This is a genomic window from Micromonospora sp. LOL_021 (assembly GCF_048060215.1).
In the GTDB taxonomy this organism is placed as follows: Bacteria; Actinomycetota; Actinomycetes; order Mycobacteriales; family Micromonosporaceae; genus Micromonospora_E.
In genome coordinates this window covers 1-20,692 of record NZ_JBHMIN010000039.1, presented here as the reverse complement: position 1 = coordinate 20,692, position 20,692 = coordinate 1, and the positions used below count along the sequence as shown (strand labels likewise).

The following is a 20,692-nucleotide window of genomic DNA, read 5'->3' as shown; positions in this document are numbered from 1 at the left end:
CGTCAGACGTTGAAGCCGAGCGCCCGCAACTGGTCCCGGCCCTCGTCGGTGATCTTGTCGGGCCCCCACGGCGGCATCCACACCCAGTTGATCCGGATGTCGGATACCAGTCCGCCACCGGGTCCAGTGGTCAATGCGGTACGGGCCTGCTCCTCGATCACGTCGGTCAACGGGCAGGCCGCGCTGGTCAACGTCATGTCCAGGGTGGCGATGTTGTCATCGTCGACGTGTACGCCGTACACCAGGCCGAGATCGACCACGTTGATGCCCAGCTCCGGGTCGACGACGTCCTTCATCGCCTCCTCGATGTCAGCGATCGCCGGCTGGCCGACGGTCGCCGAGGCGGTCGTACCGCCGTCGGTGGGCTCGGTCGCCTGTGTCGCCCCGGTCATGGTCTCTTCGGCACTCACTGCTTCACCTCCGGGCTCGCACCCACACCGGCGCGCGCCGCGGCGTCCTTGAAGGCCATCCACGGCAGCAACGCACACTTCACCCGGGCCGGATAGCGCGCCACACCGGCGAACGCCACCCCGTCACCCAGCACATCCTCGTCCGGCTCGACCTCGCCGCGGCCGGACACCAGCGCGACGAAGGCGCCGTGCACCCCGAACGCCTCGTCCACGGGCCGACCGTCGACCAGCTCGTACAGCACACTCGCCGAGGCCTGGCTGATCGAACAACCCTGACCGTCGTGCGACACCCCGAGCCGGGTCTCCGCTCCCAGACTCACCCGTACGGTGATCTCGTCGCCGCAGGTCGGGTTGACGTGGTGCGCCTCCGCCGCGTACGGCTCGCGCAGACCACGCCCCTGCGGACGCTTGTAATGGTCCAGGATGATCTCCTGGTACAGCTGGTCGAGCTCCATCAGCCAAAGACCTTCCGCGCCTTCTCCAGACCGCGCACCAGCGCGTCGACCTCGCCGGTCGTGGTGTAGAGGTAGAACGAGGCCCGGGTGGTCGCCGGGACGCCGTAGCGCACGCAGACCGGCCGGGCGCAGTGGTGGCCGACCCGCACCTGCACCCCCTGGGCGTCGAGGACCTGACCCACGTCGTGTGGGTGGATCCCGTCCACCGCGAACGAGACCGTGCCGCCCCGCCCGTGCGGTCCGGGCGGGCCGATGATCCGCAGACCCGGCACGGTGGCCAGAGCCTCCAGGGCGTACCCGGTGATCCGCTGCTCGTGCGCGGCGATCGCCGGCATACCCAGCCCGGCGAGGTAGTCGACGGCGGCACCGAGGCCGACCGCCTGGGCGATCGGCGGGGTACCGGCCTCGAAGCGGGCCGGCGGGGCGGCGAACGTGGACCCGCTCATCGCCACCGTCTCGATCATCGAGCCGCCGCCGAGCACCGGAGGCATCGCGGCGAGCAGCGCGGCGCGGCCCCACAGCACCCCGATCCCGGTCGGCCCGCACATCTTGTGCCCGGTGAAGACGATGAAGTCGGCATCCAGCCCGGCGACGTCGACCGGGCGGTGCGGCACCGACTGCGAGCAGTCCAGCAGCAGCAGCGCACCGACTTCACGGACCCGCCGGGTGATCGCGGTGAGGTCGTTGACCGTGCCGAGGATGTTCGACATGTGCACCAGCGAAACCAGTTTGGTCCGCTCGGTGACCAGTTCGTCCAGCTGCGACTCGTCCAGCCGACCGTCCTCGGTCAGCCCGAACCAGCGCAGCGTGGCACCGGTGCGTTCGCAGAGCAGCTGCCACGGCACGATGTTCGAGTGGTGCTCCATCTCAGAGATCACCACCTCGTCGCCGGGGCCGAGCCGGAACCGGGGGTCGGCCCCGATCGCGGCGCCCGTCGAGGCGTTGGAGAACGCGTACGCGACCAGGTTGATCGCCTCGGTGGAGTTCTTGGTGAAGACCACCTCGTCCGGGCTGCCCGCGTTGACGAACGCGGCCAGCTTGGCCCGGGCGCCCTCGTACGCCTCGGTGGACTCGGTGCCGAGAGTGTGCACCGAGCGGGCGACGTTGGCATTGTGCGACTGGTAGTAGTCGGTCAGCGCGTCGAGCACCTGGCGCGGCTTGTGCGAGGTGTTGGCGCTGTCCAGGTAGACCAGCTGATGCCCGTTGACCTCCCGACCGAGGATCGGGAAGTCGGCCCGGACGGCGTCGACGTCCAGGGCGGACGGACCGCCCGGCGCCGGCGTGTCCCGGGGGATGGCTATGGTGCTCATCGGCTCGACGCCGCCCTTCTGCACGCAGGGTGATGGTGGGTCTCAGGCCGAGGCCGCGCCGGCACCCGCGACGTACCGCTCGTAGCCTTCGGCTTCCAGCTTCTCCGCCAGCTCCGGGCCGCCCTCCTCGACGATGCGTCCACCGACGAAGACATGCACGAAGTCGGGCTTGATGTAGCGCAGAATCCGGGTGTAGTGGGTGATCAGCAGCAGGCCGGTCTCCCCGGTGGAGCGGACCCGGTTGACCCCTTCGCTGACCACCCGCAGGGCGTCGATGTCGAGCCCGGAGTCGGTCTCGTCGAGGATGGCCATCTTCGGCTTGAGCAGCTCCAGCTGCACGATCTCGTGCCGCTTCTTCTCCCCACCGGAGAAGCCCTCGTTGACGTTGCGCTGCGCGAACGCCGGGTCCATCTGCAGCCGCTCCATGGCCCCGCGCAGCTCACCGGCCCAGGTACGCAGCTTCGGCGCGGCGCCGTCGACGGCGGTCTTGGCAGTACGCAGGAAGTTCGCCACCGAGACGCCGGGAACCTCCACCGGGTACTGCATGGCGAGGAAGAGCCCGGCACGGGCCCGCTCGTCGACCGACATGGCCAGTACGTCCTCGCCGTCGAGCAGCACCTCCCCGCCGGTGATCTCGTACTTGGGGTGCCCGGCGATCGAGTACGCCAGCGTCGACTTGCCGGAGCCGTTCGGGCCCATGATGGCGTGTGTCTCCCCCGACCGGATGGTCAGCGTCACCCCGGCCAGGATCGGCTTGAGCTCGCCTTCCGGCAGCTTGACCGAAACCTGCAGGTCACGGATATCCAGAACGCTCATGGTGCGGTCACTCCATTGCTCGGCGTCAGACTGACGTAGATGTCGCCGTCGCGGATCTCGACGGGGAAGACGGGTACGGGTTCGGTGGCGGGCAGCCCGGTCGGCTCACCAGTGCGCAGATCGAAGCGCGAACCGTGCAGCCAGCACTCCAACGTGCAGCCGTCCACCTCGCCTTCGGAGAGGGCGACCGCGGCGTGCGAGCACTCGTCGTACACCGCGTGGAAGGAGTCCTCGTCGGTGTGCACCAGGGCGATCTGCGTACCGTCGATGTCGGCGCTGACCGCCGTCCCCTTCGGGATCTCGGCCGTGGCACAGACCCGGATCAGGTCGGACATGCTCAGCGGGTCCCCTCGGTGACCGCACCGGGCTGGCCGGGCTGGCCGGGCACGGTCGGTGGTGCCGCCACGTCGGCGGTGCGCGGCGCGGCCGCGCCGGCCTCGACACGCCGCAGCCGCTGCTCGATCGCGTCGCCGAGCCGGTCGCGCAGCTCGGCCACCGGGATCTTGTCGACCAGCTCGGCGAAGAACCCGCGGACCACCAGCTTGCGCGCCTCGGCCTCTGGAATGCCCCGGGCCATCAGGTAGAACAGCTGCTCGTCGTCGAACCGGCCGGTGGCGCTGGCGTGCCCCGCCCCGGCCACCTCGCCGGTCTCGATCTCCAGGTTGGGCACCGAGTCGGCCCGGGCGCCGTCGGTCAGCACCAGGTTCCGGTTGATCTCGTACGTGTCGGTGCCGGTGGCCTCGGCGCGGATCAGTACGTCGCCAACCCAGACGGTGTGCGCGTTGTCGCCCTGCAGCGCCCCCCGGTAGCCGACGTTGCTGCGGCAGTCCGGCACCGTGTGGTCGACCAGCTGCCGGTGCTCCAGGTGCTGGCCGGCGTCGGCGAAGTAGAGCCCGAACAGCTCGGCGTCGCCGCCCCGGCCGGTGTACTCGACGCTGGTGAACTGGCGCACCAGGTCGCCGCCGAGGGTGACCTGGATGTGCGTGACCCGGGCGTCCCGGCCGAGCCGGAACTTCAGATGCTGCGCCTGCACCGCGTCGGGTGCCCAGTCGGCGACGGTGACCAGGGTAAGCGTCGCGCCGTCGCCGACGAGCACCTCGACGTTGTCAGCCAGAGTGGTCGAACCGACCTGGTCGAACACCAGGGTCACCTCGGCGAACCGGCCGACGTCGACCAGGGTGTGCCCGTACGCGATCTGGTCCGCCCCGGTGCCGAGCACCCGGACCACCGCCGGCTCGGCCGGGGTGGCCTCCGGTGCCACCTCCACCAGCAGGACCTCGGCGCACCCGGTGTAGGCCAGGGCACTGATCCGGTCGAACGGGGTCAGCACACCGCCGATGGCGACCTCGCCAGGAGCGAGACCGTCGACCCCACTTGAGGCGGGCATAGCCGTTAACGGCATTGCCCGCGTGAGGTGGGGTGTGGTACGAACCCGCAGGCCAGCGGGCAGGTCGGCGTACTCGTACCGGACCGAGCCGCTGGCCGCAGGAGTCCCGGTGGCCAGTCCCCGCATTCGCTTGAGCGGGGTGAAGCGCCACTCCTCCTCCAGGCCGGTCAGGGCCGGGAAGTCGGCGACATCGTACGAGCGCAACGCCTGCGACTTGGTCTTGGGCGGCGCGGAGGCCTGAATAGTCATCTCTTCCTGTTCTCGGCGGTGTCGGTGGGGCGGTGTCTCGGGCGGGTCAACCGACCGCGCCCTCCATCTGCAGCTCGATTAGCCGGTTCAGCTCGAGTGCGTACTCCATCGGGAGTTCCTTGGCGATCGGCTCGATGAAGCCCCGGACGATCATGGCCATCGCCTCGTCCTCGCTCAGACCCCGGCTCATCAGGTAGAACAGCTGGTCGTCGCTGACCTTGGAGACGGTCGCCTCGTGCCCCATGGCGACGTCGTCCTCGCGGATGTCGACGTAGGGGTAGGTGTCCGACCGGGAGACCGCGTCGACCAGCAGCGCGTCGCACTTCACCGTCGACCGGCTGTGCTGCGAGCCCTCCAGCACCTGGACCAGCCCGCGGTAGGAGGTCCGGCCGCCGCCACGGGCGATCGACTTGGAGACGATCGTGGAGGAGGTGTGCGGTGCCGCGTGCACCATCTTCGCGCCGGCGTCCTGGTGCTGCCCCTCGCCGGCCATCGCCACCGACAGCACCTCGCCCTTGGCGTGCTCACCGGTCATGAACACGGCCGGGTACTTCATGGTGACCTTGGAACCGATGTTGCCGTCGATCCACTCCATGGTGGCGCCGGCGTGGCAGACGGCCCGCTTGGTGACCAGGTTGTAGACGTTGTTCGACCAGTTCTGGATGGTCGTGTAGCGGCACCGGGCGTTCTTCTTCACCACGATCTCGACCACCGCGCTGTGCAGCGAGTCGGAGGAGTAGATCGGCGCGGTGCAGCCCTCGACGTAGTGCACGTAGGCACCCTCGTCGACGATGATCAGGGTCCGCTCGAACTGGCCCATGTTCTCCGTGTTGATCCGGAAGTAGGCCTGCAGCGGGATCTCCACGTGCACGCCCTTCGGCACGTAGATGAACGATCCACCGGACCAGACCGCCGTGTTCAGCGCGGCGAACTTGTTGTCGCCGACCGGGATCACGGTGCCGAAGTACTCCTTGAAGATGTCCTCGTGCTCCCGCAGCGCGGTGTCGGTGTCGAGGAACACCACGCCCTGCTCCTCCAGGTCCTCACGGATCTTGTGGTAGACCACCTCGGACTCGTACTGGGCCGCGACGCCGGCGATCAGCCGCTGCTTCTCCGCCTCCGGGATGCCCAGCTTGTCGTAGGTGTTCTTGATCTCCTCGGGCAGGTCCTCCCAGCTGGCGGCCTGCTTCTCGGTGGAGCGGACGAAGTACTTGATGTTGTCGAAGTCGATCCCGGTGAGGTCGGCACCCCAGGCCGGCATGGGCTTGCGGCCGAACAGCCGCAGCCCTTTGAGCCGCAGGTCGAGCATCCACTGCGGTTCGTTCTTCTTGGCGGAGATGTCACGCACCACCGCCTCGTTGAGCCCGCGCTGGGCGGCAGCGCCGGCCACGTCGCGGTCGGCCCAGCCGTACTCGTACCGGCCGAGGGCCGCGAGGTGCTCCTCCTGGGAGATGGGCGCGACGGTCTGCTCGGTCATCTGTCTGTCCTCACAGTGCTGGTGACGTGGTCGGTGGAAACATCGATGGCAACGGTCGGGGCGCCGCCGGCCCGTCTCGGGTCCGGAATGTGCGTGGTGCACACCCCGTCGCCGTGGGCGATGGTGGCCAGCCGCTGGACGTGGGTGCCGATCAGACGGGAGATCACCGCAGTCTCAGCCTCGCACAACTGCGGGAACTCGGCGGCCACATGGGCCACGGGACAGTGATGCTGGCACAGCTGCCCCCCGGACGCGATCGTGGACGCGTTGGCAGCGTAGCCCTCGGCGCTGAGTGCGGCGGCGAGGGCCTCGGCGCGGGCGATGGGGTCCGCACCGGCTCCGTCGATCGCCGCCCGGCACCGCGTCTCCAGCCCGGCGACCTGAGCCGCCGCGAACGCCTCCAGCTCCGCCTCGCCGCCGTGGCCAGCGATCCAGCGCAGTGCGGCGGCAGCCATGCTGTCGTAGCGATAGCGCCCGTGCCGGGACCGGGCGTCGTCGCTGAGCCGGAAGACCTTGGCCGGCCGGCCGCGTCGCCGACGGGCCCGGGTGACCGCGTCCCGGGTCACCACATCGCCGTCGGCGAGCATCGCGTCCAGGTGGCGGCGGATCGCCGCCGGGCTCAGCCCGAGCTCGTCACCGAGCTGAGCGGCGGTCGCCGCCCCCCGCTCCAGCAGCAGCGCGACCAGGCGGTCCCGGGTACGCCCGTCCGGGCCGGCGGCGACCGCACCGGTCGCCGACCCGCCTTCTGGGAGGCCCACCCTGTTTTTCACTACGCCAACGTTACGTATTTCAGCGGTCGGCCGCAAACGCGCACCCGGGTGATCCGCCGCACCGAGCGTGACCGCCACCGGGACCAGCACCGCGATGCCCTGCCGCAGTCGGCCGGCGGCACCGCACGGTGGTGGTACCGCCGGCACCGCACGGCTGTGGTATCCGCCATATCGGTACGATTGCCGCCGTGCCCGTCTCCCCGTCCGGTCGGCTGACCGCCGGCCCCGCCTTGCTCCGGCGGCTCACGCTCGCCTCATTGGTGGCCAACGTCGCGATCGTGCTGACCGGGGGCGGCGTGCGGCTCACCGGCTCCGGGCTCGGCTGCCCGACCTGGCCGCGCTGCACCGACGACTCGTACGTCACCACGCCGGAGATGGGCGTGCTCGGCATCATCGAGTTCGGCAACCGGATCCTCGGCATCCTGGTCGGCATGATCGCGCTCGCCACCCTGCTTGCGGTGCTGCGGTCCCGGCCACGCCGGCTGGACCTGCGCGGACTGGCTCTCGGCGTACTGGGTCTGGTGATCCTGCAGGGCCTGATCGGCGGGGTCAGCGTCCGGGTGCAGCTCAACCCCTGGGTGGTGGCGCTGCACTTCATGCTGTCGATGGTCGCCCTCGCGGTGGCGTACGGGTTGTGGCGACGGGTACTCGCCGGCGGCCGCACCACCCGCGACGTGGTGGCCCGGCCGCTGCGCCGGTTGGCCTTCGTGATCACCACCGTGAGCTTCGGGGTACTGGTGCTCGGCACCGTGGTGACCGGCAGCGGCCCGCACGCCGGCGACCCGGACGCCGGGCGCACCGGGCTGGACCCGCAGGCCATGTCCCAACTGCACGCCGACTCGGTCGCCCTGCTGATCGGGTTGTCGGCCGCCTGGTGGTTCGCGTTGCGCGCGGTCGGCGCGCCCCGACCGGCGGTACGCGCGGCGGCGGTGCTCGTCGTCGTGGAGCTCGCCCAGGGACTGATCGGCGTGGCCCAGTACCTCACCGACCTGCCGGTCGCGCTGGTCAGCGCGCACATGCTCGGCGCCTGCCTGGTGTGGCTGGCCACCCTCAACATGCTCTGGTCCACCCGGACCCGGGAGCCGGCCGGGCCGGAACCGGGTGCCACGGGGCCGGAACCGGGTGCCACGGGGCCGGGATCAGGCGCCACCGGGCCGGGATCAGCCGCCAACGGGCCGGCACCGGACGCGGCCGGGCTGGTTCCCGACGACGGCACCGAGCGCGCCCTGGCCAGAACCCAGCCGTAAGGTCACCAACCGTTGAAGACGGTTGAAGACGGCAGACCTATCCCCATAGCGGAGAGTACCGGTGAGGCTACGCCTGTGCCGGGGCACAACCACCGGCACGACGAACCGGGCGCGGCAGTGACGGTCCCCCCGTGCCGTGGCTGCCGCGCCCCTGGTCGGTTCCTCGCCTGGACCAGACAGACCAGACCCGCGTAGCGGCACCCCGGACGATCCTCCGTCACCGCACACGTGCTCCCGCGTTTTCCTGTCTGACCCACTTTCGGAGTTCCCGCGTGTCTACCTTCCGTACGAGCCGGTCCGGCACCGTCGCCGCGACGTTGGCCCGGTCCCGCCTGGGCGTACCCCAGGTGTTGTTCTTCGTGCTCGCCGCAGCCGCGCCGCTGACCGTGGTGGCCGGCGGCGCCAGCACCGGCTACGCCGTCACCGGCACCACCGCGGTGCCGGTCGCCTATCTGCTCATCGCGGTGGTGATGGCGGTCTTCGCCGTCGGCTACGTGGCGATGAGCCGGCACGTCGTCAACGCCGGCGCGATGTACAGCTACGTCGCGCACGGTCTCGGCCGGATCCCCGGCATCGCGGCCGCGTTCGTCGCCGTCGTCGGGTACAACGCGATGCAGATCGGGCTGTACGGCGCCTTCGGCGTGGTTGCCGCCGAGGTGCTCGCCGTCGCCGGTGCCACCGTGCCGTGGTGGCTCTGCGCGCTGGCCGGTTGGGCCCTGGTGACCGTGCTCGGCCTGGCCCGCGTCGACCTCAACGGCCGGATCCTGGCCGGCCTGCTGCTGGCCGAGCTCGCTGTCATCATCGGCTACAGCATCGTCATGGTCGGCCACCCCGCCGACGGCGCCGCCGCAGCAGGTCTCGACCCCCGCCAGCTGCTCACCCCGGGGGTGGCGGCGATGCTGGTCGGCGGCATAGCCGGTTTCGTCGGTGTCGAGGCCGGCACGGTGTTCGCCGAGGAGACCCGGGATCCGCGTCGTACGGTCGCCCGGGCCACCTACCTGGCGGTGGCGATCGCCGGAGTGTGCTACGCGGGCTCCGCCTGGGCGATGTCGGTGGCGGCCGGCCCGAACGACGTCGTCGCCCAGGCCCGCGAGCATGGCACCGAACTGATGTTCGTGCTGGTCGGCCCGCACGTCGGCACGACGCTCGTGGACGCCGGCCGGTTGTTGTTCCTGACCAGCCTGTTCGCCGCGCTGCTCGCGTTCCACAACACCGTTGCCCGGTACCTGTTCGCCCTCGGGCGGGAACGGGTGCTGCCGGCGGCGCTCGGCCGGACGAACCGGCGGACCGGCGCGCCGAAGCTGGGCTCGCTGGTGCAGAGCGGGCTGGCCGTCGCGGTGATCGTGGCGTACGCGGCGACCGGCCTGGATCCCATCACCCACCTGTTCTTCTGGGTGACCGTCACCGGTGGGCTCGGCGTACTGATCCTGATGACCGTGACCTCACTCGCGGTGATCGGCTACTTCCGCCGCGACCCGCGTGGCGAGTCTGCCTGGCGGCGACTGGTCGCGCCGGGCACGGCCACCGGCGCGCTCGGGCTGATCCTGGTCGGCACCGTCACCAGCTTCGGTGACCTGCTCGGCATCGGCACGTCCCCGCTGCGCTGGTGGTTCCCGGCCGGGTACGCCCTGGCCGCGCTGGCCGGCGTCGGTTGGGCGCTCTGGCTGCGCGCCAGGCGTCCGCAGACGTACCGGACGATCGGCTGGGGCGCCGACAGCGGCACCGCGCTACCGGTGCCACCGGCACCCGTCCGGCCGCCAGCCCGCGTCTAGCTCTGGCCGCCGTCCAGGCGGACGTCCAGCCGCGGTTGCGGCGGGGGACAACGAGTGAGACCCGGGCGCAACCGCCCGGGTCTCACTCGGCTCTATTTCTCCAGCTGAGGGACCGCTCGTCCAGTCACGCAACTGGTCGTCGTTCGTTGTGCAGGACGGGAACGGGCTGGTCAGCGCGCCAGACTGCGACGCGACATCGACCGCCACAGGTCGTTGCTGGGCCGCATCTGATCCATCAGCTCCCGCTCCCACTCGTTCTCGATCTCGACCCCCGCCTTGAGGCAGGCGGCGCGGGCCACGTCGGTGCCGTCAGCGAACTGGTCGCCCCAGGCGCCGTCCTCCCCCACCAGGACGATCCGTGCGCCACGCTTGCCGACATATTCGATGACCGCCTTCGCGCCGCCGTGGCCAGCGGCGAAGGACCGGATGCCGGCGACCAGACCAGAGGGGGCGTCCCCCGGGACGGATTCGGTCGCCAGCGTCGTATCGGAACCATCTGCCATACGCGAAGCGTAAGCAGAGCGACGACGTTTCGCCGATCGGATGTCGGCTTTTTGTGACTCCAATCATCCGTGGGTTTAAGAAGTCCCACAGATGATTGATGGTGATTTCAGCCCCCAAAAGGGGACAAATTTCAGCACGAAGAACGGCAAAAACGACAGAAGTTCGGGGACCTGGAGGGGCGGGGCCCGGCGTCAGATCAGCGCGTCCAACGCCACGGCGACGAAGAGCACCGTGAGGTAGGTCGTCGACCAGTGGAACAGCCGCATCGGCTGGACCGGCAGACCACGCCCGGACCGGCGCTGCAGCCGGTGGGCCTCCAGTAGGAAGACAACCCCGACCACGACCGCCGGGACCGCGTAGATCAACGACATGCCCAACGGCCAGACCAGCACCGACGACCCGACCGTCAACCAGCTGAACAGCACGATCTCCACGCCCACCCGACGTTCGGAGGCCACCACCGGCAGCATCGGGATCCCGGCCCGCGCGTAGTCCACCTTGTACTTGATCGCCAGGGCGTAGAAGTGCGGCAGCTGCCAGAAGAACACCACGGCGAACAGCGCCCAGGCCACCGGGGCCAGGCCACCGGTCACCGCCGCCCAGCCGATCAGCACCGGGGCGGCGCCGCAGATGCCACCCCAGAACGTGTTCTGCGGCGTCGTGCGCTTCAACCACAGCGTGTAGACGAGGTCGTAGTAGGCGATCGCCGCCAGGGTCAGCCCGGTGGCCAGCCAGTTGGTGAAGACCGCCATCAGGGCCACCGAGCCCACCGCGAGCACCAACCCGAAGATCAGCGCATGTCTGGGGCTTACCACGTGGTTCGGCAGCGGCCGACGCTTCGTCCGGCGCATCAGCTGGTCGATGTCCCGGTCGATGAAGCAGTTCAGCGCGTTCGCCGCGCCGGCGGCCAGGGTACCGCCGAGCAGCACCACCGCCACGAGCCCCAGCGACGGCAGCCCACCGGCCGCGACCATCATCGTCGGTACGGTCGTGACCAGCAGCAGCTCGATGATCCGCGGCTTGGTGAGCGACACGTACGCCCGGACCACGGCCAGCCAGTCGGGGGCGGCCACCGGTCCCGGATCCACCGCCGCTGTGCCGGGCACCCGGTCCGCTTCGGCGACGGACCTGACCCGCGCCCGGTCATGGGCGGGGCGCTCGGTGACCATGCTCACGGGCTGCACCTTCCGGCGTCGGCGGCGGGTGACCTTCAACTGGCGGCGACCTGCGGGCCGACGCGCCTCCGACAGCGTACGCGCAGGTATTTTGCCTGCCCGGCCGACCCGTCACCGGTGCTCGTCGTCACACCCGGCAGGCTTTTCACCGGCCACGATGCGTATTCACCGGTGGTCGGTCGTCGGGTCCGACGACCGGGCACGACCCTGGACGACCATCCGGTTGTCGAGATCGGCGGGCGCACCGTGAACCCTGCTCGATAGGGTCGTGACGAGGGTTCCGCCTACCTGCTGGACGAGGAGCACACCCACCGTGGCTGCAACACCAACCGATGCCCCCCTGAACTGGTCCGACCTCGACCGCCGCGCGGTCGACACCGCACGCGCGCTGGCCGCCGACGCCGTGGAGAAATCCGGCAACGGCCATCCCGGTACCGCGATGAGCCTCGCTCCCGCGGCGTACCTGCTGTTCAACCGGGTCATGCGGCACGACCCGAGCGACCCGGACTGGGCCGGCCGGGACCGGTTCGTCCTCTCCGCCGGGCACTCCAGTCTCACGCTGTACATCCAACTCTTCTTCTCCGGTTACGGGCTGAGCCTGGACGACCTCAAGGCGTTGCGGCAGTGGGGATCGCTGACCCCCGGGCACCCGGAGCACGGCCACACCCGGGGGGTGGAGACCACCACCGGTCCGCTCGGCCAGGGCCTGGCCAACGGGGTCGGCATGGCGATGGCCGCCCGCCGGGAGCGCGGCCTGCTCGACCCGGACGCCGCGCCCGGCGAGTCGGTCTTCGACCACAACATCTGGGTCATCGCCTCCGACGGTGACATCGAAGAGGGCATCACCCACGAGGCCAGCGCCCTGGCCGGGCACCAGAAGCTCGGCAACCTGACCGTCGTCTACGACGACAACCAGATTTCCATCGAGGACGACACCCGGATCGCGCTCAGCGAGGACGTCGCCGCCCGCTACGCCGCGTACGGCTGGCACGTGCAGACCGTCGACTGGCGGGCTGGCGCCGCCGGCGACGGCGAGTACCACGAGGACGTCGAGGCACTGTACGCGGCGCTGACCGCCGCCCGCGCCGAGACCGACCGACCGTCGTTCATCGCACTGCGCACCATCATCGGCTGGCCGGCGCCGAAGAAGCAGAACACCGGCAAGATCCACGGCTCGGCGCTCGGCGCCGACGAGGTCGCCGCCACCAAGGAGGTCCTCGGCTTCGACCCGAACCAGCACTTCGCGGTCGACGACAAGGTCTTCGCACACATCCGCGAGGTGCTCGACCGGGGCCGGCAGGCGCATGCCAAGTGGACCGAGAGGTACGACGCCTGGGCGCAGGCCAACCCGGAGCGCAAGGCGCTGCACGACCGGCTCGTCACCCGTACCCTGCCGGACGGCTGGACCGACGCGCTGCCGGACTGGCCGGCGGACCCCAAGGGGGTCGCCACCCGGGCCGCCTCCGGCAAGGTGCTGACCGCGCTCGCCGCCGAACTGCCGGAGCTGTGGGGCGGCTCGGCCGACCTGGCGGAGAGCAACAACACCACGATGAAGGGCGAGCCGTCGTTCGTCCCGGCCGAGTACGCCACCAAGGAGTTCCCCGGCCACGAGTACGGCCGTACCCTGCACTTCGGCATCCGCGAGCACGCCATGGGGGCGATCCTCAACGGCATCGCGCTGCACGGCGGCACCCGCCCGTACGGCGGCACGTTCCTGGTGTTCAGCGACTACATGCGCCCAGCGGTGCGGCTGGCCGCGCTGATGAAACTCCCGGTGATCTACGTCTGGACGCACGACTCGATCGGGCTCGGCGAGGACGGCCCCACCCACCAGCCGATCGAGCACCTGTCGGCGCTGCGGGCCATCCCCGGACTGGATGTGGTCCGCCCGGCCGACGCCAACGAGACCGCCTGGGCGTGGCGGGTCGCCCTGGAGCACACCGACCGGCCGACCGCGCTGGCGCTGACCCGGCAGGCGGTGCCGGTGATCGACCGGGACGTCTACGCCTCGGCCGAAGGGGTCCGCAAGGGCGGCTACGTGCTGGCGGAGGCGGGCAACGCCCAACCGCAGGTGATCCTGATGGGCTCCGGCTCGGAGGTGCAGTTGCTGCTCACCGCCCGGGAGCGGCTCGAAGCCGAAGGGACCGCCACCCGGGTCGTTTCGATGCCGTGCCAGGAATGGTTCACCGAGCAGGACGAGGCGTACCGCGAGTCGGTGCTGCCGCGCGGCGTCAAGGCCCGGGTCAGCGTCGAGGCCGGCATCGGCATGTCCTGGCGCGGTCTGGTCGGCGACTGCGGCGAATCGGTCAGCATTGAACACTACGGGGCCAGCGCCCCGTACCAGGTGCTGTTCGAGCAGTTCGGCTTCACCGCCGACGCCGTGGTCGCGGCGGCGCACGCGTCGCTGACCCGGGTCGGCGCCATCACCGGCACCACCACCGGAAACTGAGGAGGCTCCAGATGACGGACCGATTGGGAGAGCTGACCGCCGCAGGCGTGGCGGTCTGGCTCGACGACCTGTCCCGGCAACGGCTCAGCACCGGCAACCTGGACCAGCTGCGCCGGGAGAAGCACGTCGCCGGCGTGACCACCAACCCGACCATCTTCGCCGCCGCGCTCGCCGACGCCGACGAGTACAACTGGCAGCTGCGTGACCTGGCCGCCCGGGGCGTCAGCGTGGACGAGGCGGTCCGCATGCTCACCACCTACGACGTACGGTGGGGCTGCGACGTGATGCGCCCGGCGTACGAGACCAGCGGTGGCGTCGACGGCCGGGTGTCGATTGAGGTCGACCCGCGGCTGGCGTACCGCACCGCGGAGACCGTCGCCGAGGCCAAGGCGCTGTGGTGGCTGGTCGACCGACCGAACCTGTTCATCAAGATCCCGGCGACCGAGGCCGGGCTACCGGCGATCACCGCCACCCTCGCCGAGGGGATCAGCGTCAACGTGACCCTGATCTTCTCGCTGGACCGCTACAGCGCGGTGATGGAGGCGTTCCTCGCCGGCCTGGAGCAGGCCAAGGCCAACGGCCACGACCTGACCACCATCGGCTCGGTCGCGTCGTTCTTCGTCTCCCGGGTGGACACCGAGATCGACAAGCGCCTCGACAAGATCGGCAGCGACCAGGCCAAGGCGCTCAAGGGCAAGGCCGCCGTGGCGAACGCACAACTGGCGTACGAGCGGTACGCGGAGGTCTTCTCCTCGGACCGCTGGCAGGCCCTGGCCGACGCCGGCGCCCACCCGCAGCGCCCGCTGTGGGCCTCCACCTCGACGAAGAACCCGGCCTACCGGGACGTCATCTACGTCGAGGAGCTGATCGCCCCCGGCACGGTCAACACCATGCCGGAGTCGGTGGTGCACGCCTACGCCGACCACGGCGAGACCCGGGGCGACACGGTCACCGGCTCCTACCCGGCGGCCCGGCAGGTGCTCGACGACCTGGTCGCCGTCGGCGTCGACCTCGACGACGTGGTCAAGACCCTGGAGTCGGAGGGGGTGCGCAAGTTCGAGGCCAGCTGGCAGGAGCTGCTCGACGGGGTCCGCTCGTCGCTGGACGCCGCCGCGGCCGGCGCCGACGAGCCGAACGCGGCGGCCGGCGAACACGCCGCCGCGGCCAAGCAGGCCGGAGGTAACGCATGAGCGACTTCTTCGACGGCGGGGTCGAGGCGGCGGCCGGGCTGAGCGTGTACGGGGCCGAGGCGGTCGACGCCTCGGCCGCCTCGTCGACCCGGGGCGCGCTGGTCGGCGACGGGGTGCCCGGCTCGCTGGCCCGCAAGGACCCCACGCTGTGGGGCCCGGACGCCGAGGCCGAGGCGAAGATTCGGCTCGGCTGGCTGGACACCTTCGCCCGCAGCCGGGAACTGCTGCCGCAGCTCGCCGAACTGCGGGCCGAGCTGGGTGACCTGGACCACGTGGTGCTGGCCGGGATGGGCGGTTCGTCGCTGGCACCCGAGGTGATCTCGCTCACCGTCGGCAAGCCGGTCACCGTGCTGGACACCACCGACCCGCACCAGGTACGGGCGGCGCTCGGCGACCGACTCGACCGGACCGTCGTGGTGGTGGCCAGCAAGTCCGGCGGCACCGTGGAGACCGACAGCCACCGCCGGGCGTACTGGCAGGCGTTCCTCGACTCGGGGCTGAGCGAGGCCGAGGCCGGGCGACGGTTCGTGATCGTCACCGATCCCGGCTCGCCGCTGGCCACCACCGCCGAGGAGATGGGCGCCACCGTGGTGCTCGCCGACCCGGAGGTCGGCGGACGCTACTCGGCGCTGACCGCGTTCGGCCTGGTCCCGTCGGCGCTGGCCGGCGTGGACGTGGTCGAGCTGCTCGACCAGGCCGAGCAGCTGTCCGCCGCGCTCGGCGGCGACCGGGACAACCCGGGGCTGGCGCTCGGCGCGGCGCTCGGCGCGGCGGCCACCACCGGCCGGGACAAGGTCGCGCTGGTCTCCGACGGCACCGGCATCGAAGGGCTCGGCGACTGGATCGAGCAGCTGATCGCCGAGTCGACCGGCAAGGACGGCATCGGCATCCTGCCGGTGGTCGTCGAGGCACCGGACGCCCCCGGCGCCGCCGGCCCGGACGTGCTCACCGTCACCTACGGCGGTGCCGGCCAGCCGGGCGGGGTGCCCGGCGGCGGGGTCCGCCCCGACCTGGCGGTCAACGGACCGCTCGGCGCGCAGTTCCTGGTCTGGGAGTACGCGACGGCGGTCGCCGGCCGGGTGCTCGGTATCGACCCGTTCAACCAGCCCAACGTCACCGAGTCGAAGGAGAACACCAACCGGATCCTGGCGTCCGGGCCGCCGACCGAGGCACCGTCGTTCGTCGATGGAGCCATCGAGGTGTACGGGCCGGACGGCGTACCGGGTGACCTGGTCGGCGCGCTGCGCTGGCTGATCGACGGCGTCGGCACCGACGGATACCTCGCGGTGATGACCTACCTGGACCGGTTCGGCGACGCCGATGCGGCCGGGATTCGCCCACTGCTGGCGGCCGCCGCCGGCCGGCCGGTCACCTTCGGCTGGGGGCCGCGGTTCCTGCACTCCACCGGGCAGTACCACAAGGGCGGGCCGCAGGTCGGCGCGTTCCTGCAGATCACCGGTGCGGTCACCGACGACCTGCCGGTGCCCGGTCGCCCGTACAGCTTCGGTGAGCTGCAGGCGGCGCAGGCCGCCGGTGACCGTGAGGCGCTGGCTGGACGGGGCCGGCCGCTGCTGCGGCTGCACCTGACCGATCGGGCCGCCGGCGTCGCCCAACTCCTGGACACGATTCGAAACCTGCCCAGCTGACAATTGGTCCGGAGGAAAACGGACTGAGGAGGCGACGTGAACCCCCTGCGCGACCCGCAGGACCGGCGGCTGCCGCGCATCCCGGAGCCCTGCGCTCTGGTGATCTTCGGTGTCACCGGTGATCTGGCTCGCAAGAAACTACTCCCCGGCATCTACGACCTGGCCAACCGAGGGCTGCTGCCGCCCGGCTTCGTGGTGCTCGGCTTCGCCCGGCGGGACTGGACCGACGGCGACTTCGAGTCGCTGGCCCACGACTCGGCCAAGGAGTACGCGCGTACCCCGTGGCGTGAGGAGGTCTGGTCCCGCCTGGCCGGCAACATCAAGTTCGTCGGCGGCTCGTTCGACGACGACGCCGCGTTCGACAAGCTGTCGGCCTGCCTGGACGGGCTGCGCGAATCGCACGGCATCCACGGCAACGCCGCGTTCTACTTCTCCATCCCGCCGTCGGCGTTCCCGCAGGTGCTCAAGCAGCTGGCCCGCACCGGCATGGCCGACAACGAGCGGTGCGGCGGCTGGCGTCGGGTGGTGGTGGAGAAGCCGTTCGGCTACGACCTGCCGTCGGCGAAGTCGCTCAACGACCTGGTCGACGACGTGTTCACCCGCGACGACGTGTTCCGCATCGACCACTACCTGGGCAAGGAGACCGTTCAGAACATCATGGCGCTGCGGTTCGCCAACAACCTGTTCGAGCCGCTGTGGAACTCCAAGTACGTCGACTCGGTGCAGATCACCATGGCCGAGGACGTCGGCATCGGCAGCCGGGCCGGCTTCTACGACGCCACCGGCGCCGCCCGTGACGTGGTGCAGAACCATCTGCTGCAGCTGCTGGCCCTGGTCACCATGGAGGAGCCGACCAGCTTCGACGCCGCCGAGATCCGGGCGGAGAAGCTGAAGGTGCTGCGGGCGATCAGCCTGCCCGACGACGTGGCCGCCGGCACCGTCCGCGGTCAGTACCTGAAGGGCTGGGTGGCCGGGCAGCGGGCCGTCGGCTACCTGGAGGAGCCGAATGTGCCGGCCGACTCGACCACCGAGACGTACGTGGCGATGCGGCTGGGCATCCAGAACCGCCGGTGGGCCGGGGTGCCGTTCTATCTGCGCGCCGGAAAGCGGTTGCCGCGACGGGTGACCGAGGTGGCGGTGATGTTCAAGGCCGCACCGCACCTGCCGTTCAACGGCACCGACGTGGAGATGCTCAGCAACAACCAGCTGGTCATCCGGGTGCAGCCCGACGAGGGCGTGGTGCTCAAGTTCGGCGCCAAGGTGCCGGGCACCACCATGGAGGTCCGTGACATCGCGATGGACTTCCAGTACGGCGAGGCGTTCACCGAGGCCAGTCCGGAGGCGTACGAGCGGTTGGTGCTCGACGTGCTGATCGGCGACCGCACCCTGTTCCCCGACGCCGCCGAGGTGGAGCAGAGCTGGCGGGTGATCGACCCCCTCGAAGAGGCCTGGGAGGGCACCCGGCCGGAGCCGTACCGGTCCGGCGAGTGGGGTCCGCGGGCCGCCGACGAGATGCTGGCCCGCGAGGGCCGGTCCTGGAGGAGAGCATGATCAGCCTGTGGGACACCACCGGCAACGAGGTGGTCAAGGCCCTCGCCGCCGAGCGGCGCAGCGCCGGCGGCGTGGCCAGCGGAATGGCGCTGACCCTGATCGTGGTGGTCGACGAGAAGCGGGTACGCGAGGCGGAGGCGGCGGCCACCATCGCCGCCGCCGCCCACCCGTGCCGGCTGCTCGTGGTGGTCCGCTCCGACATCGACCGCAAGGTCAGCCGGCTCGACGCCGAAGTGGTCGTCGGCGGCCGGCTCGGGCCGTGCGAGGCGGTCGTCATGCGTACCTCCGGCCGGCTGGCGCTGCACGCCGAGTCGGTGGTGATGCCGCTGCTGGTGCCGGACGTACCGGTGGTGACCTGGTGGCACGGCGAGCCGCCGGAGCAGATCGCCAACGACTACCTGGGGGTGGTCGCCGACCGGCGGATCACCGACTCGGCGCAGGCCCCCAACCCGGTGCAGGCGCTGCTGCAACGGGCGGTCGACTACGCGTCGGGCGACACCGATCTGGCGTGGACCCGGATCACCCCGTGGCGCACCCTGGTCGCCGGGGCGTTCGACACCACCGACGCGCAGATCACCGGCGCCACGGTGACCGCGCCCCGGGCCGACCCGACCGCCGCCTTGATGATCAGCTGGCTGGCGGCCCGGCTCGGCATCACGCCGCGCTGGGAGGAGACCAGCGAGTTCCCCCGGATGCGGTCGGTGGAGCTGCGCTGCGCCAACGGCGACGGGCTGAGCCTGGTCCGCGAGGACAGTTCGGCAATGTTCACCCGGACCGGCCAGCCCGAGCGGCAGATGCCGCTGGTCCGCCGGCCGCTCGGCGAGGAGCTCGCCGAGGAGCTGCGGCGGCTCGACGCCGACCAGGTCTACTCCGAGGCGTTGGGCACCCTCGCCGGACTGCCGGATCTGTCGGCCCGGCCCGCCAAGCGGGTGCACATCTGGAAGGACCCGGCGAAGGCCACCGAACCGGCAGCCGGCACCGACCCGGCGGTCGTCGCGGCCGAGCCGGCACGGAGCGGCTCGTGAGCGGCCCCGGCATGCTCGTCGTGCACCGGGACGCCACCGTGCTGGCCAGCGCGGTGGCGTCCCGGCTCGTCGTCCGGCTGATCGACGCCCAGGCCGAGCGGGGCGAAGCGTCGGTGGTGCTGACCGGCGGGCGGGTCGCGGCGGCCGTGCTGCGCGCGGTCGGCGAACTGCCGGCCCGGCACGCGGTCGACTGGTCCCGGGTGGACGTCTGGTGGGGTGACGAGCGGTTCCTGCCCACCGGCGACCCGGACCGCAACGAGACCCAGGCCCGCGAGGCGCTGCTCGACGTACTGCCGCTGGATCCGCAGCGGGTGCACGCGATGCCCGCGTCGGACGGGCCGGACGGCGACGACCCGGAGGCGGCCGCCGCCCGGTAGGCCGCCGCCCTCGACCGGGTCGCCGGCCCCGGTACGGCCCCGCTGCCCCGGTTCGACGTGCTGATGCTCGGCGTCGGCGAGGACGGGCACGTGGCGTCGGTGTTCCCGGGGCATCCGGTCACCGGCGAGACCCGCCCGGTGGCGGCGGTACGGGACAGCCCGAAACCGCCGCCGACCCGGATCACGCTGACCCTGTCCACCATCAACACCGCCGACGAGGTGTGGCTGGTCGCCGCCGGGGCGGACAAGGCGGCGGCGGTCGGCGGGGCGTACGGCGGCAGCGACCCGGTCGCCGTGCCGGCGGCCGGGGTACGCGGTGTGCGGCGCACCTGGTGGTTACTCGACCAGGCGGCGGCCGCCGAGGTCGCGGCGGCACCGGCGGCCGGCTAGCGGGTCGAACCGTACCGCTGGGCGGTGGCCGTAGGTCTGACCGGCCACCGCCCGGCGGACGGTGGTGATCGGACGCTGACAGGTGGTCACGGAGTCACATCGACGTGGTCGTCCAGGGTCAGGCCGGCGTTTTCGAGCGCCTCCCGGCCAACCCACGCGCCTGCCACCGGAAAAGCGGAGCCATCCCGCAACGAGGTCTCGAGCGCATTAGCCCACAGGTGCTCGACCAGAAAAACGACGATGTTGCTACCTGCGGGCACACTGGCTTTGAGATCGGGGATCGGGCCTCCTGGCACGAGGTAACCGGTACGGTCCTCGGCATTCGAGTGGAGGACTCTGGAGGCGCTCGCCGACTGCAGAATCTGTCTGATCAGCGTGCCGTCCCAGTCGTCGAGCCCGCGGACACTCTGCTCGGCGAGCACTCGGTTGTCAGAGGGTGTTTGCGATAGGTGTCAGTCGGGCCAGTCGTAGGCGCGGCGTTGTTGTCGGCGG

Annotated in this window: 18 protein-coding genes and 1 pseudogene; 8 read left to right on the top strand and 11 right to left on the bottom strand. The window is 71.1% G+C overall.

What is annotated here, in order from left to right; translation table 11 throughout:
- Nucleotides 1-2 precede the first annotated feature (2 nt).
- Genes ACFHWT_RS22410 through ACFHWT_RS22375 form a run of 8 tightly spaced genes read right to left on the bottom strand, consistent with a single transcriptional unit; the run spans nt 3 to nt 6,874 of the window.
- A complete protein-coding gene (locus tag ACFHWT_RS22410) occupies nt 3-392 on the bottom strand; it encodes a metal-sulfur cluster assembly factor (RefSeq protein WP_416596656.1) in 390 nt (129 codons plus the stop codon).
- A 14-nt stretch (nt 393-406) separates the two neighbouring features.
- Nucleotides 407-865, bottom strand: coding sequence for a Fe-S cluster assembly sulfur transfer protein SufU (gene sufU / locus ACFHWT_RS22405; RefSeq protein ID WP_416596626.1), 459 nt, complete (start codon nt 863-865; stop codon nt 407-409).
- Nucleotides 865-2,175 carry a cysteine desulfurase gene (locus ACFHWT_RS22400; protein WP_416596625.1) on the bottom strand — a complete coding sequence of 437 codons (1,311 nt, stop codon included), beginning with the start codon at nt 2,173-2,175 and terminating at the stop codon, nt 865-867. The genes sufU and ACFHWT_RS22400 overlap by 1 nt, the downstream gene beginning before the upstream one ends.
- A gap of 42 nt (nt 2,176-2,217) precedes the next feature.
- Nucleotides 2,218-2,991, bottom strand: coding sequence for a Fe-S cluster assembly ATPase SufC (gene sufC, locus ACFHWT_RS22395; RefSeq protein ID WP_282231246.1), 774 nt, complete (start codon nt 2,989-2,991; stop codon nt 2,218-2,220).
- Complete coding sequence (locus tag ACFHWT_RS22390) at nt 2,988-3,317, bottom strand: non-heme iron oxygenase ferredoxin subunit (RefSeq protein ID WP_123604783.1); 330 nt, start codon at nt 3,315-3,317, stop codon at nt 2,988-2,990. Before ACFHWT_RS22390 ends, sufC begins: the two co-directional genes overlap by 4 nt.
- Before the next feature lie 11 nt (nt 3,318-3,328).
- Nucleotides 3,329-4,627: a Fe-S cluster assembly protein SufD gene (sufD, locus tag ACFHWT_RS22385; protein WP_416596624.1), complete on the bottom strand. Its 1,299-nt coding sequence runs from the start codon at nt 4,625-4,627 to the stop codon at nt 3,329-3,331.
- Between the two features lie 46 nt (nt 4,628-4,673).
- A complete protein-coding gene (sufB, locus tag ACFHWT_RS22380) occupies nt 4,674-6,104 on the bottom strand; it encodes a Fe-S cluster assembly protein SufB (protein WP_278169891.1) in 1,431 nt (476 codons plus the stop codon).
- Nucleotides 6,101-6,874: a helix-turn-helix transcriptional regulator gene (locus ACFHWT_RS22375; protein WP_416596623.1), complete on the bottom strand. Its 774-nt coding sequence runs from the start codon at nt 6,872-6,874 to the stop codon at nt 6,101-6,103. Before ACFHWT_RS22375 ends, sufB begins: the two co-directional genes overlap by 4 nt.
- 188 nt (nt 6,875-7,062) lie before the next feature.
- Between ACFHWT_RS22375 and ACFHWT_RS22370 the strand changes: the two genes are divergently transcribed.
- Both ACFHWT_RS22370 and ACFHWT_RS22365 read left to right on the top strand, forming a co-directional pair.
- The gene (locus tag ACFHWT_RS22370; RefSeq protein WP_416596622.1) at nt 7,063-8,121 is read left to right on the top strand and encodes a COX15/CtaA family protein; all 1,059 of its coding nucleotides are present in this window, start codon (nt 7,063-7,065) and stop codon (nt 8,119-8,121) included.
- Nucleotides 8,122-8,393: 272 nt separating this feature from the next.
- Nucleotides 8,394-9,893 (top strand): APC family permease, encoded by a 1,500-nt coding sequence (locus ACFHWT_RS22365; RefSeq protein WP_416596621.1) that lies wholly within the window; start codon nt 8,394-8,396, stop codon nt 9,891-9,893.
- 170 nt (nt 9,894-10,063) lie between these two features.
- Here ACFHWT_RS22365 and ACFHWT_RS22360 read toward each other — a convergent pair whose 3' ends face one another.
- Together ACFHWT_RS22360 and ACFHWT_RS22355 are read right to left on the bottom strand one after the other, a co-directional pair.
- Nucleotides 10,064-10,396 carry a hypothetical protein gene (locus ACFHWT_RS22360; RefSeq protein ID WP_123602407.1) on the bottom strand — a complete coding sequence of 111 codons (333 nt, stop codon included), beginning with the start codon at nt 10,394-10,396 and terminating at the stop codon, nt 10,064-10,066.
- A gap of 192 nt (nt 10,397-10,588) precedes the next feature.
- The gene (locus tag ACFHWT_RS22355; RefSeq protein ID WP_416596620.1) at nt 10,589-11,572 is read right to left on the bottom strand and encodes a heme o synthase; all 984 of its coding nucleotides are present in this window, start codon (nt 11,570-11,572) and stop codon (nt 10,589-10,591) included.
- A gap of 313 nt (nt 11,573-11,885) precedes the next feature.
- On the opposite strand from ACFHWT_RS22355, the gene tkt reads away from it, so the two are divergent.
- The 6 genes and pseudogenes from tkt to pgl all read left to right on the top strand — a co-directional run bounded on the left by tkt (nt 11,886) and on the right by pgl (nt 20,200).
- Nucleotides 11,886-14,021 (top strand): transketolase, encoded by a 2,136-nt coding sequence (gene tkt, locus ACFHWT_RS22350; protein ID WP_416596619.1) that lies wholly within the window; start codon nt 11,886-11,888, stop codon nt 14,019-14,021.
- Between the two features lie 11 nt (nt 14,022-14,032).
- A complete protein-coding gene (tal, locus tag ACFHWT_RS22345) occupies nt 14,033-15,211 on the top strand; it encodes a transaldolase (RefSeq protein ID WP_416596618.1) in 1,179 nt (392 codons plus the stop codon).
- Nucleotides 15,208-16,857, top strand: a complete 1,650-nt coding sequence (locus tag ACFHWT_RS22340; protein WP_416596617.1) for a glucose-6-phosphate isomerase — start codon at nt 15,208-15,210, stop codon at nt 16,855-16,857. The genes tal and ACFHWT_RS22340 overlap by 4 nt, the downstream gene beginning before the upstream one ends.
- A gap of 36 nt (nt 16,858-16,893) precedes the next feature.
- On the top strand, nt 16,894-18,408 hold the full coding sequence (zwf, locus tag ACFHWT_RS22335) for a glucose-6-phosphate dehydrogenase (RefSeq protein WP_281550404.1): 1,515 nt from the start codon (nt 16,894-16,896) through the stop codon (nt 18,406-18,408).
- Nucleotides 18,405-19,433, top strand: coding sequence for a glucose-6-phosphate dehydrogenase assembly protein OpcA (locus tag ACFHWT_RS22330; protein ID WP_282231256.1), 1,029 nt, complete (start codon nt 18,405-18,407; stop codon nt 19,431-19,433). The genes zwf and ACFHWT_RS22330 overlap by 4 nt, the downstream gene beginning before the upstream one ends.
- Nucleotides 19,434-19,444: 11 nt before the next feature.
- A pseudogene (gene pgl, locus ACFHWT_RS22325) lies at nt 19,445-20,200 on the top strand (6-phosphogluconolactonase).
- A gap of 86 nt (nt 20,201-20,286) precedes the next feature.
- On the opposite strand, the gene ACFHWT_RS22320 reads toward pgl, so the two are convergent.
- Nucleotides 20,287-20,622, bottom strand: coding sequence for a hypothetical protein (locus ACFHWT_RS22320; protein WP_416596616.1), 336 nt, complete (start codon nt 20,620-20,622; stop codon nt 20,287-20,289).
- Nucleotides 20,623-20,692 lie beyond the last annotated feature (70 nt).